This window comes from Chloroflexota bacterium (genome assembly GCA_020161265.1).
Classification (GTDB): Bacteria; Chloroflexota; Chloroflexia; order Chloroflexales; family Herpetosiphonaceae; genus Herpetosiphon.
Map to the genome: position 1 here is coordinate 240,880 of JAIUOC010000005.1, position 12,477 is coordinate 253,356.

General features: G+C 49.4%; 10 protein-coding genes. 2 read left to right on the forward strand and 8 right to left on the reverse strand.

The features are described 5' to 3' along the window. Positions 1-53: 53 nt before the first annotated feature. From LCH85_13125 to LCH85_13145, 5 genes are all read right to left on the reverse strand, one after another. Complete coding sequence (locus LCH85_13125; GenBank protein MCA0352933.1) at positions 54-863, reverse strand: ECF transporter S component; 810 nt, start codon at positions 861-863, stop codon at positions 54-56. Then, on the reverse strand, positions 860-1,831 hold the full coding sequence (locus tag LCH85_13130) for an RluA family pseudouridine synthase (GenBank protein MCA0352934.1): 972 nt from the start codon (positions 1,829-1,831) through the stop codon (positions 860-862). The genes LCH85_13125 and LCH85_13130 overlap by 4 nt, the downstream gene beginning before the upstream one ends. A 24-nt stretch (positions 1,832-1,855) precedes the next feature. Then, positions 1,856-2,209, reverse strand: a complete 354-nt coding sequence (locus LCH85_13135) for a TraR/DksA C4-type zinc finger protein (GenBank protein MCA0352935.1) — start codon at positions 2,207-2,209, stop codon at positions 1,856-1,858. A gap of 161 nt (positions 2,210-2,370) precedes the next feature. Then, a complete protein-coding gene (locus LCH85_13140) occupies positions 2,371-3,444 on the reverse strand; it encodes a hypothetical protein (GenBank protein MCA0352936.1) in 1,074 nt (357 codons plus the stop codon). A gap of 79 nt (positions 3,445-3,523) precedes the next feature. After that, the gene (locus tag LCH85_13145; protein MCA0352937.1) at positions 3,524-6,142 is read right to left on the reverse strand and encodes a 5'-nucleotidase C-terminal domain-containing protein; all 2,619 of its coding nucleotides are present in this window, start codon (positions 6,140-6,142) and stop codon (positions 3,524-3,526) included. 378 nt (positions 6,143-6,520) lie between these two features. On the opposite strand from LCH85_13145, the gene LCH85_13150 reads away from it, so the two are divergent. Then, a complete protein-coding gene (locus tag LCH85_13150) occupies positions 6,521-7,651 on the forward strand; it encodes a peptidoglycan DD-metalloendopeptidase family protein (protein ID MCA0352938.1) in 1,131 nt (376 codons plus the stop codon). A gap of 136 nt (positions 7,652-7,787) precedes the next feature. Continuing rightward, entirely contained in the window at positions 7,788-8,579 is a 792-nt protein-coding gene (locus LCH85_13155) for an E3 ubiquitin ligase family protein (protein ID MCA0352939.1), read from the forward strand. Between the two features lie 5 nt (positions 8,580-8,584). Here the strand turns inward: LCH85_13155 and LCH85_13160 are convergent, their stop codons facing one another. The 3 genes from LCH85_13160 to LCH85_13170 form a co-directional block, all read right to left on the reverse strand. Further along, positions 8,585-10,537 carry a hypothetical protein gene (locus tag LCH85_13160; protein ID MCA0352940.1) on the reverse strand — a complete coding sequence of 651 codons (1,953 nt, stop codon included), beginning with the start codon at positions 10,535-10,537 and terminating at the stop codon, positions 8,585-8,587. A 107-nt stretch (positions 10,538-10,644) separates the two neighbouring features. Next, positions 10,645-11,895, reverse strand: coding sequence for a M48 family metallopeptidase (locus LCH85_13165; GenBank protein MCA0352941.1), 1,251 nt, complete (start codon positions 11,893-11,895; stop codon positions 10,645-10,647). Positions 11,896-11,976: 81 nt separating this feature from the next. Beyond that, the gene (locus tag LCH85_13170; protein ID MCA0352942.1) at positions 11,977-12,414 is read right to left on the reverse strand and encodes an acyl-CoA thioesterase; all 438 of its coding nucleotides are present in this window, start codon (positions 12,412-12,414) and stop codon (positions 11,977-11,979) included. Between the last annotated feature and the right edge of the window lie 63 nt (positions 12,415-12,477).

Sequence of the window (12,477 nt, forward strand, 5' to 3'; positions counted from 1 at the left end):
CCCTTCATTGCCCAAAATCTGACCCCTAGCCCCTGAAACCTGATCCCTATGCTCTATGTTCTTTGCTCTATGCTCTGATCAGTTTGCCAATTGAGCCGTAACTGAAACCGCCGCAAGACTGCCAGAATTGGCTTGCCAAAGGCCATAATCAGCAAAACATTGAATAAGGCTCGTGTGGCATCCCAACCAAGCGAAGTTAGCAGATAAAAGGCCCAATAGCGTTCTAAGGTTGGGCCAAGCCCCAAACCTGGTTGCCAGGAAATTGCGCTTTCACCAGCGCTAAATGGCCAAAATGTCAGGTTCATCAAGCCGCCGAAGAGCAAGCCCCAAACCCAGCCAAATATTGCTAGCATGACGACTTCACCCCAACCAGCATCGGCCAATTTCAACCAGCGTTTGAGCGGCAGCAACAAGGCGGTGCTTAATCCCAACCAGCCCATTGCCAACATCTGAAACGGCATCCATGGGCCAATGCCTGCCACCAACAAGGCCGAAACTGCTAAACTCAGGCTGCCTAGTAAAAATCCAAAGCGCCCACCATACACAAAACCCGTCAAAATGACCAAAAAGAAAAAGGTTGGGCTATCACCCGGGCCAGCAGGCAATCGTAGCACTGCATTGATCGCCACCAACATGCCCAAGGCTGCCACCACCCGTGAGTTCATCGCATGCGTATTCAGATCCGCCAGAATAATCCCAAGCAATAATGGCCCGAGCAACAACATAATCAAAGGCGCATCGGCAGCATGATTATCGCCCGCCTGAACTTCGCTTAGAAAAAATGGATAAAAAAAGGCAACCAGCCCGATCAGACTGGTTACCCCAACTAACACACGACTAGCAAATGGTGTGGCTCGGTTCATGAAACAGCTTCAATCAATGGGTCGGGATAGACAATTGTTTCGTAGCGGGTGCGCAAGGTCGTCAAAATTTTCTCTAATTCGACTGGCAGCGGCACTTCCCACGAGCGCCATTCGCCAGTGCTTGGCAGGCGAAAGCCCAAATGGTAGGCATGCAAAAAGTGGCGTTCGATGCCAAAGGTTTCTTTGGGCTTGCGATGACCATACAGCGCATCATTTAAAATAGGCCGATTGCGATAGGAAAAATGCACCCGAATTTGATGGGTGCGGCCTGTTTCGAGGGTTGCACGCACCAACGAATAGGGGCCAAGCACCTCTAGCACTTGATAATGAGTAACCGCATAGCGCCCTTCAGGCATCACCATCATACGCAAACGGTTATTGGGGTTGCGGCCAATTGGCGCATCGATTGTGCCAGTTGGTTCACGCCAATGGCCTTCGACTAGTGCCAGATATTTTTTATGCATGCGCCGTGCCATCTGTTGCTCAGTTAGCATCATGCGTGCTTGATCATGCTTGGCAATCACCAATAACCCTGAGGTTTCTTTATCCAAGCGATGCACGATGCCAGGCCGCAAATCGCCGCTCGTGGTCAAATGCGGATAGCGATAGAGCAAGGCATTGACTAATGTGCCATTTGTATGGCCAGGCGCAGGATGCACGACCATGCCTGCTGCCTTGTTGACCAACAGCACATCATCATCTTCGTAGATCACATCAAGCGGCAAATCTTCGGCCACGATATCGGTCGGCTTTGCCAGCGGCAAAAAGATCTCAATCTGATCGCCAATTTGTACTGGCAAGCTCGCTTTTGCGCCACGCCCATTGACTCGAATGTGTAAATCGGTAATTAATTGTTGAACATACGTCCGCGATAAATCTGGCATATTGGCAGAAACAAGCCGATCTAAACGTTGGCCTGCTTCTGCTTCGCCCACCTGAATCGTGGTTAAATTGGCCGTTGGCTCCATCGCTCAATCCTCTGCTGTGCTGGGTTAACTATTGGCGGCCTCAATTGAAAGCGCTGCATACGGCAACACCTCTAGCCGCTCGATTGGAATTGGCTTGCCAGTTTTAAGGCAAATGCCATAAGTGCCATGATCGATTCGATCAAGCGCAGCTTCAACCTCGCCAATCAAGCGTTGGCGATCTTCAATTAAGGCAAAATTCTTTTCACGCTCAAAAATATCCGAGGCATCATCGGCAATATGATTACTAACCCCAAACTCAGCATCTTGATTGAGCTGGTTGGTGGCCTCTTCCAAACGCTGAACTTCTTCATTCAGATGGTTATGCATATCGTGCAAGCGCTCTTTGAAATAACCTAATTGTGCTTTTGATAAAGTCATCGGGTACTCCCACACAAATTTTAAGCCAGGATTATAGCACGCCCATGGGCAAGACTCTAGCCATGAACTGCGATTTTGCTCGAATCTTGTAGAGATCTAACGCTTTTGCTGCTTGTGTGGATGGATCGTGGCGCTATTGTACACGATATTTAGCTATATGCTTAGTGACTAGCCCATTCTAAAAACCAATAGGGTTGGACGGGAGTCAAAGCACGATCTTCGCCAGTTGCCAGGGTATATTCCATCAAGCCATCATAGCCATGGATAAAGAGAAAATGCTCGCCATCAGGATTCCAGGCTGTGCGACCATCGTCAATATTTTGCGCTAAGGGCTTCAAGGCTCCATCGCTGGCAGTGACTTGCCATAATGAAACTGGTTCGCCGTGAGCGCTGGCAATCTTGACCCCTAACAACACTTCCCACCAAGCCAAGCTTGGTTCTGCGCCGCCACCAATTGCGCCAGGCCCACCGCCAACCGTCATCACAATGCTGCTGCCATCAGGCGCCCAGCGCGGGGCGACAATTGATTTGAAGGGCGGATCTGGCTGGCCCAACGGCTGGGCATTGCTACCATCAAGTTTGGCTAGCATCAACGAGGGAAAGCCAATTTCAACATTCGGCTGAACATAGACCATCTGTTGACCATCGGGCGAAAGTGCAGGCGTAGTTGCACCTTCAACCACGACTGTTTCTTGATTGCTACCCAAGGCATAGCGTGCGACGGCAATTTCTTCGCCAACGAATTGGTTTTTCGCATCGAGCAGCGTGCGACGGCGAGTCAAATATAACGATTGATTATCGCTAGCCCAGCTTGGCTCACTTAATGAAACATCGATGTTGCCATAGGCCAAAAGGCTGCCTTTGCCAGTGGCTGCATCGATTCCACAGACAATACTCGATTGCAACCACGGAATCGCCAAATCAATTGGTGGCAACATCAACGAATAGGCTAAGGTTTTACGATCATGCGACCATGCAGCATCACGAATTAAGGTGCGTTCCTTGACAGTGGTCAATTGACTAGCCTCTGTGCCATCGCCATTGATCGACCACATATTGCCTTCGAGGCCGACGATCACTGGTTTGATGATCGGCGCAGTATCAACACAATAGCCAGCCAAGTTAGCAGCATCGGGTGCTGTTGGAACTTGAGGAGCAGTCGTAACGCTGTTTGAGGCCGCGCCACAGCCAGCTAAACCAACAATTAAACCAACAATTAAAAGCTGTTTTTTCATTATGATTGTGCCATTTGATTAAAACAAACCGCTGAGTGTTTTGCACTCAGCGGTATTGTAACGCGTTTTACTAAGTTCGTTATTTGCCAACTAATGGCAGATAAAGCTTGTTGTTGACCACCGTGACCACAAAGGTACGTTCGAAGGTGTCTTCGCCATCATCAACGGTAACCGTGATGGTAGTTGTACCAGTTTGGCCGACGGCTGGAGTCAAGCTCAAGGTGCGTTCTGAACCAGTGCCAACAATTGAAATATTGGCATTTGGTACCAAGGTCGTGTTTGATGATTCAGCGGTAACGGTTAAGTTGACGGCTGCATCATCAATATCGGCCACGGTAAACAGAATTGGCCCAAGGGTTGAATTGACGTTGATCGTTTCATCCATAAAGGCCGAAAGCTCAGGTGCATCGTTAACCGCATTGACGGTCAGGGCAACGGTCTGGGTATAGGCTGAAACGCCATCCTGAATAAAGAAGTTCAGGTTGGTTGTGCCCGAAGCATTCAAGACTGGAGCAATTGTAAAGGTACGGGTATAAACGTTGGTTGCGCCAGTTTCCACAATATCAGCATTGGCAACCAAATCTTGGTCATCCGAGAAGGCTGTAATCGTAATATCGCTGGCTCTAGTGTCGCTATCGATTATGCCAATATTAAGCGTGACCGAAGCATCTTCATCGGTGGTCAGGCTGGCAACGCTGTTGGCAGTTGGCTTATCGTTCACCACCACCACAAAGGTATCGCTGGCTGAGCCTTGACCATTAACTCGAATTTGAATGGTAACTGTGCCTGTACGTCCAGCCACTGGCGTGACCGTTACCGTTCGATTGATACCACTGCCAGTCAAAACAATATTGGCATTTGGCACCAAAGTAGTGTTTGATGAAGTTCCGGTCAAGGTTACGGTGGTGGTATTGGGGTCGGTCACCAACCGTGGATCAGTAATCATGAAGTTCATGGCCCCAGTCGTGCCATCCTTGGGAATATTCCGATCGTGAATATCCTGGATCTGGGTTACATCAAGCAAGCGATCTTGGATGCTGGGGATAATTGGTGTCGTTTGGCTGATATACTCCAACACCACATCGGCCATAACCGCCAAGGTTGTGCCTTTGCCATCGTTGAGCATGGTATAGCCATCGCCACCAGCGTTAGTAAAGTCGTTGGTCGCGAGGGTATAGATTGAAGTGGTATTTGAAAGCACCTGCGTGCCGTTATCCAAGGTGATCGATTGAATTTGTTGGCCGATGGCCTTTGATGAATCGAAGGTCACTTTGAAGCCCGAAATTTGCGGGAAGCGACCATTTGCCCCAGGCAACGCGCCCAAACCAAATTCCATTGCTTGCCACAATTGGCCACCAGTAACGGTTCGGGTTACCACTGTATTGCCGAATGGTAAGACCGCATAGATATCGCCTAACACCAAATCATAGCCTGGGCCAGTTGGGTAGCCGACGCTCGCACGCCGTAAGTTGCGATTGATTGGCGTGTAGGACGATGGCAAGGTATCGCGCAAGCCACCACCATTGGTAAAGGCAATTTGGGTGCCATATTTGACCCGCATGGCATCGGTTACCAAGTTGCCCAATGGCACTTCAGCAACCCGTTCGACGTTGTTGCCACGAGTGAAGAAGCCACTAGTCGTACCAATCGGAGTGTCAAATTGTTGCGCCAATTGAGCACGATAAGGAGCCAACATGGCTTCAATCGCAGCAACTTTAGGCACGTTGGCGGTTGGCGTAACAAAGGTAGCACTCTTGTTGGTTACGGTTTCGGTCGTGGTATCGTAGGTCAAATTAACCTTAAGATACTGCAAACCTTTGCTCTTGTTTTCGGTAACCAACGCCCCGTTGATCGTATTTTGGAAGTTCAAGTCGGTGTGATCGCCTAAGATCAAATCGAAGCCAGTCACGCCGTTGGCAAAATCGATCAATGGGCCTTGATTTGGGGCAGTGATCCCTTTGTGGGTAATTGCCACAAATACATCAGCGCCTTCAGTTTCGGCTTGGGCTTTGGCTGCCATAGCTCCAGCAACTGAATCGGTAATTTGAATTGGCCCAAAGTTGCCTGGCTTGACCAAGCTTGGAGCTTCTTCGTTGACCAAACCAATGACCGCAACTTGTACGCCTTGGAATTCAAAAATTTTGTAGGGCGCTACACCAGTCAACACGCCAGTGGTGTTGATCAAGTTGGCTGCTACATACTGAAAAGGAATTCCATTGTTGTAGATTGAGCTAGGGGTTAATGGACTGGTTGGCGAGCCAGCCAATTCGATCATTTGTTGCAAGTGAGCAACACCACGGTCGAAGTTGTGGTTGCCAAAGGTATTCACCTGAATACCCATCATGCGTTGGGCCAACACAGCGGGCACTTCATCGAACATCCCCGAAAGCGGAGGAGTAGCCCCAAAGTCATCGCCAGCAGTTAAGGTAATGGTGTTGGGGTTAGCAGCGCGATCAGCATTCCAATAGGTTGCAATCGTCGAGGCTCCCCCAGCTGCTGGTGTACCACTTGGGTCGAGTTGCCCGTGCCAGTCGGAAACATTCAACAATTGAATATCGACAATAGCAACCGGCGCGGCACTGGTCAAGGTTGAGCTGAGCGGAACAAGCGCACTCAAAATGGCGCAGAGGGCAACAAGGACAAGTAGTTTTCGCTTCGTCATAACCAGGTGATGACAGAGGTTTGGCACCTTTGCCATCGTTCCTCCTTTCGTGGAACGACAATGATTTATTAAGAGTGTTGGCTGATTTGACACAATCTATTGTACTCGATCTTAATAACCGAGCAACTATTAGAATTATTTAATGGCTGGTTAAATTTAGGTTATGGTTAGGCCTTAAAGCTAAATATTTGATGAGAATGCCAAAATACTCTAGGAGCGGTTTCAGCAGCGATTATGAGAAAAATTGTTGCCAACGAGCACCAATCGTAGCTATTTTTTAATCTTTCTGCTGGTGAATTATGTTGACGAAATCTGCAAGCCTTGGTATCCTCCCCCGCCGATACACCATGCATTGTGTATTGCATCCTAGTTTCGATGGTGGCTCCATGTTGAGCCTGGTTTTCTGGAGGTTCCATGGTGAAACGGACACTGCGCTCGGTGTTGTTTGGGGTTATCGGGGTCGCGGTGTTGCTGGGGTTTGCTCAATCGGCACAGGCCGAAGGCAAGCCAACGTTGTATCTACCAACGCCGCCAGGCCAAACGTGGGAAGTGATTCAAGGCTATAACTGCGGGACACACGACGGTTGGGGCCGACTCTCGTTCGATTTGGTCAATACCGAAGGCGATACGTATGGTGCACCAATCTATGCCGCAGCCGATGGTACAATCTTTTTCTGGACAGGCCGCTCTGGTTCGCTGATTCTCTCTCACGGTGATGGCTACTACACGATGTATTCACACTTATCATCGTGGATCGAAGCACCAGTTGGCACTTCGGTCAAGCGTGGTCAATATATCGGCAACGCAGGCGCGACTAATCCCTCACCCACAGTTCCCCACTTACACTTTACCTTTTTCCGCGGCGATGGCGCATATGCCTACAATCGCCAACCAGTGGCTTTAGCCTTTGCCGAAGGCCACGACTTTCCGGATACTGGCAAATGTAATCAATATGCTGGCACGCAATTAGTTGCTAATGGCGAAGCCGATAATGTTGCGCCAACCCTCGAATGGGCTGGCCCAGCCGAACGCACCTGGGTCAACAGTGGGCGGCTCGATTGGCAATTAGCCGATAATCAAAGCATCCTTGGCTTTAGCCAAAATTGGGATGCCCCCGCCGCGACTGAAAAACCGCAGTTTGCCGCCAACACAGGCTTCCTTGAGTTGATCACAGGTCAACATACCGCCTATGTGACGGCGTGGGATGCCGCTGGCAATCAAGCAAGCTTCCAACGGGAAATCTGGTTTGATCCAACTGCGCCCAGTTTGCCAACTACGACCGTGACCGAAAGCCTCAAGCTCAACGGCAGCCAAGCCAGTTTGGTGCTCAATTGGCAAGCAGCTAGCGATGCCGATTCAGGGATCAAGGGCTATCAAGTCTATTTTGGCACTGATCCGTTGGGGACAAGCGAATGGTTTGTGGCTGAGCAACAAGTTGATGTTGGCTTGCGCGAACCAGGCTTCTACTACTTCCGCATCCGCAGCGAAGATAACGCCCATAATTTCAGCGAATGGACAACCCTGCAAACGGTGCAAATTAATTAAATCAAGCAGTTAATTTCCTGCGCTTAACCGCATATCAGCGATCTCCACAAACGTGCTAGCCGAGTGTCATTGCCAAGCGGGCTGATGACCTTTATACTCAGTTTATCCCCGTCTAGCCTTTGGGAGGATCGCTGATATGGTGTTCTTTGGGATCGTCTTGCTGATCGCGGCTGTTATCTGCTTCTTTTTCGCCCGCAGTCAATCCAATAAATTGGCCGATCTGAATGCTACCGACACGTATACAACCCAAATGTTGCATGATTTGCATAAAAAAGTTGTAGCAACGCTCGGGGCCGAGGCGCTGGCCGAACCCTGCGAAATAGAAGGCCAAGTGAGCTGCGATAATCCATTGGTCGCCCCGATTTCAGGTCAAACCTGTATTGCCTACCGTTTTTCGTTAACTCGCGAATATAGCGAAGTTGTGCATGACACCGATAACGAAGGTCGCAAACGTACCCGTACCCAAACTGGCAGCGAAACGATTAAATCTGAGGAAGAGTGCGCCTATTTTTGGATCAACGATAATCTTGGCAAGGTCTGGGTTGACCCAACTGATGCAGAGATTGAGTATGAAGCGGGCCAAAATATTCTGCTGCCTTCGCCGGATAAAGCCTCGATTCTGCATTTTGGCGATTTTGAATTTGCCGCGCCAGCCTCAAACAATGGTGCTCGCCGCACCACTGGCTATCGTGCTCAAGAAGAGCTTTTTACCGATGATGGGCGAGCCTACATTCTTGGTTGTGTGACCGATGACGAGGGTGAGCCAACCATCGCCTACCACGAAAAGAAGCTTGATCGTATGATGGTTAGCCGCAAAACTGAACGCGAATTGGCCAATAGCGCTGCTGGTTGGTCACGCAATCTCTATTATGGTGCTGCTGGCTCAGCCGTGGCTGGCATCATCTTCACGATTTGGGGTTTGTTGTAATAATCCTATTTTAAGCTTCCATACATCCGTAAAATTGGATCGATTGCGCTGAGGTGGCTCAAGGCCCAAGCCAAACTGCTAGCCTGAACTGCCTCAGCCAACCAACGACTGCCTCGTGGCCAACGCCACGCCTGCCCGCGCAACCACTCCAACCAATAGGCTCCAAGTACCAACAACAATGGCACAATCGGCAGATAAAAACGATCTTTGTTCCATGTTAGGGCAATAATTGGAATATAGCTTAAACTCAGCCATGCTAATAAGCTCAAACGTGGGTCAGCCCGTTTCAACACCGCTAAGCCCAATCCCAAAAGCATCAATAAGCCAAATGGCCAAATAAAGATTGTATGCAAGGTAAAGCTGAAAAATTGGCTTAAATTAGCTTGCCAATGACGAAATAGGCCATACGGGTCAAACGCCACAATATCGTATAGGCCTGTATCGCTGGGCGCGGTGGCAATCGCTTCGGGGCTATCGGCAGCTACCACCGCATCAACCCGATTGTAGGCAGCTTGCCAGATATTCTCATATTGTTGTGAGAAGAATGGCCGCCCGGTATCGCGAATATCAAGCACCCACTGCGGCGCAGAGCCAAGCAAAAATCCAGCCAAAAGCAAACTTGGGGCAAACCAACGGGCCAACCATTGCGGCCAACGCGGCGGGGTAGGCAGGCGTTGCAACCATAACCATGGCAAAATCAGCACCACAATCACTATCGATTGAAACCGGAATAAATAGGCCAACCCCAAGCACAACCCAGCCAGCGCCACGCGACGACGGGTCAGTTCTGGTTGCCAAACTAGGATCAATAACGCTGCTAAATAGGCTGGCAATTGGACACTATCGCTGCTAGCAACTACGCCAAAAGCCAACAATAACGGGGTTGCTAAGGCCAAAATCAAGGCGACAATTGCCCCGCGCAAGGCCAAGATCCGATAAGCCAATAAGCCCGTGAGCAGCAAGCTCAAGAGCATGCTGATAAATCCTGCGGTTTGGCCAATTGCTAGTTGATCGCCATTCCACAACAAACCAAGCCATAAAATCAGTGGAAATCCCAACGGATAAAAGGGATGCGCCCGAAATACCGATTCGGCGGAACTGCCATGGTTGGCATGCCAGCCAAAATCTGGCCCCTCAACCGCCCACCACTGGCGCGAAAGCAACATCACAATCGCCGCGATGCCAATTAACCCAAGTAATGGCAGTGCTTGCCACCACGCCTGCCATGGCCAGCGCAACAGTGCTAAGCCAAACAAGGGCAAAATCAACAAGCTTGGGGCAAAGCGCAACGGCCACCACACACTGTGCTCGCTGGCCAGCCACGTTAAGCCACCGAGCATTAAACTTAAACCAATGGCAATTGCCGCCAACCATAGCCAATTACGCCGTTGTTGTGGCCTGATTAATGCCGCTAAACTCAGTACCAATGCTGTAATCCAGGCAAATGGCAACAATGAAATGCCGCCAGTAGGTGACCAACCGAGGCTTTGCAAAACGACGCCTAATTGGCGCTGATCGCTGCCTTCAAGCACTTGCAGCTCACTATTGAGTGTGAGCTGCTGATCGCTAGCCCAACGTAGCCAATTCAGCGAAGCCTTTGGTTGCCAGAAAATATGATAGGAGCGTGGCGCATTGCTAATCGGCAGATCAAGCATGCGATGCTCAGCCTCATTCAATTGCACAATTGTGGTTGTTAGTGGGGAAACCAAACCCAAGCTCAGCAGATAGCTGGTATGAGTTGCTGGTGAGCCAATAATTCCATGGCCATTCGTCCAACGGTAGGCTCCCAATGCTGAATGTTCTTTGGTCTGAAAGCCCTCGACCAGCCATGGTGAATCGTATTTGCCACCAATTGTGACTTGGGCCGGGCTTCGTTGGAGTATCCAGATTAAGATTATAGCTAAACAAAGGCCTAAAATAGCCAGAAAACTGCTTATTTGAATAATTCTACGCTGCACAATCAATCCAATCTTCGTTGAACAAATCACATCCGTGCCTATCCTAGCACATAGCTTGCCCAACGAGGCTTGGATTGGTCAGTTTTGGATTAATTGCTAATTAAGATTCAGCCATTGCTAATCCATTGGCTGCGCAAACGTTGGATAATTTGGCTTTCATAGCCAAGTAACTCATTGGTAATTGCAGTCATGGTGTTCGTTTCAGGCTGAATTGTGGCCTGTTGGGGAGCAATCGTGCTCAGAAACTCGATTCGCTGGGCGGTTGGCGGATGCGAAGCATCAAGCAATGAGCCTTCTAAACGAGCTACCCGCCGCAAGCGTTCGCGCTCATGGTCTGGAATAGTTGCAACATGCTCGGCCATCTGCTGCAAAATATGTGGTTTGGCGGGGCTAAGTACGGCCCGCTGAATCGCCAAATGACATGAATCGTCAAGGTGAATCCGATCCAGCAAATCGATTGCGGCGGCACTGCCAGCCAACTCGGCTGATTTGTAATCGGCCAAATATTCAGCTCGTTGGCTTTCGCGGCCAGCTAACAGGATCATGAGCTTCATCCAACCCAGCAATACCCAACAAACGCCCCGCAGCAATAAATTAAATGGCAACAACAAAAAGCCTTTCAATCCTAGCTCAGGCTGTACCAGCTCAACTGGATAGATCGTTGCAATCCATGTCGCTAATGCGTTAATTGCCGAATGAATTAAGAACGAACGATTGATATCATTGTTGATACTATGCCCAATTTCATGGGCAATCAGGGCGATTCGTTCTTGATTACTCAAGGCCAGCCATAAGGGCAGCCCAAGGCCCAGTGTTGGAGTTCGATGCCAACCTAAACGGCTGAACGAGGCATTAAACCGTTCATCAACCACCACGACTTCAATTGGTTTTGCGCCAAGCTGAGTGATCATTTGGTTGAGCAAGTTAAACAAGGTTGGCGCTTCTTTGGGCGTTAGAATTAATCCATCTTTGGGAAATGTAGCCAATGTTGGCCGCAAAAGCCAAACCATGCCCAACAACACTACGCCAAAAACCACAGCAAAAGCATTCGGCCAGCCGTCGATAATTAAGAGCAAGGCTAAAACGAACAAAAGCAGGGTAAACCCATGAATCAGTCCAGCCATCAACCCGACAATGACTTTACCCAGCGTCCAACGTGGTTTAAGATCATTCAGCGATTGCATCTGACGTAACATCTGGTTGCCCAAACGCCGACTGACATTGGTATAGAGCTTGTCGAACATGCCATAGGTTTCAGGCAGCGAACGTGGCTTGATATTCCAGCCACATTCGCACCATGGCAAATACGCAGGGTTGAGCGCAAGCCGACGCTGGCATTGGGGGCATTGTTGTTGCATCGGTTCTCTCTTCAACTATTTTAGGAATTATGCCAGTTTAGGCTAGCTTGATGCGTGTTGCATCCTGCTTATGGCCGAGATTTAGGCTCGTTGATAGCTGGCAACTTGCTGGCGAAATGAATCGGGGATGAGTACAGAACGTTGAGTTTTATAATCAAACCAAATTAATTCGGTCGAGCCTTGAGTCACAATTTCGTTGCCCCGCTTGATCGTATAAATCATGGTAAAGCTTTTGTGCCCGATCCGCGAGACATCGACGCTGCCTTGGAGCTGATCGCCAAAAAATACTGGCTTGAGAAAGCGCACTGAAATTTCGCCCAAAATAAACGGTACTTCAGCCAAATGGGCTACGCCCAACAATTCGAGCGCAAAATGTAAGCGCAAGGTCTCGAAATAGGTCAAATAGACCGCATTATTGACATGCCCAAGCCCATCCAAGTCACGAAAACGGACTTCTAGTGGATACTGAAACGACATCGATGTCCTCCAACCATCCAAAGTACACACAGATATAGGCATATTGTAACAAATTTCTCAAAATTTTGATGTTGTTGATAACCTTGTCGCCAGCCAATCTTTGTG

Excerpts from the sequence above, each read along its gene's own strand:
- LCH85_13125 (MCA0352933.1), bottom strand. The coding sequence starts at position 863 with ATGAACCGAGCCACACCATTTGCTAGTCGTGTGTTAGTTGGGGTAACC.
- LCH85_13130 (MCA0352934.1), bottom strand. The coding sequence starts at position 1,831 with ATGGAGCCAACGGCCAATTTAACCACGATTCAGGTGGGCGAAGCAGAA.
- LCH85_13135 (MCA0352935.1), bottom strand. The coding sequence starts at position 2,209 with ATGACTTTATCAAAAGCACAATTAGGTTATTTCAAAGAGCGCTTGCAC.
- LCH85_13140 (MCA0352936.1), bottom strand. The coding sequence starts at position 3,444 with ATGAAAAAACAGCTTTTAATTGTTGGTTTAATTGTTGGTTTAGCTGGC.
- LCH85_13145 (MCA0352937.1), bottom strand. The coding sequence starts at position 6,142 with ATGGCAAAGGTGCCAAACCTCTGTCATCACCTGGTTATGACGAAGCGA.
- LCH85_13150 (MCA0352938.1), top strand. The coding sequence starts at position 6,521 with ATGGTGAAACGGACACTGCGCTCGGTGTTGTTTGGGGTTATCGGGGTC.
- LCH85_13155 (MCA0352939.1), top strand. The coding sequence starts at position 7,788 with ATGGTGTTCTTTGGGATCGTCTTGCTGATCGCGGCTGTTATCTGCTTC.
- LCH85_13165 (MCA0352941.1), bottom strand. The coding sequence starts at position 11,895 with ATGCAACAACAATGCCCCCAATGCCAGCGTCGGCTTGCGCTCAACCCT.
- LCH85_13170 (MCA0352942.1), bottom strand. The coding sequence starts at position 12,414 with ATGCCTATATCTGTGTGTACTTTGGATGGTTGGAGGACATCGATGTCG.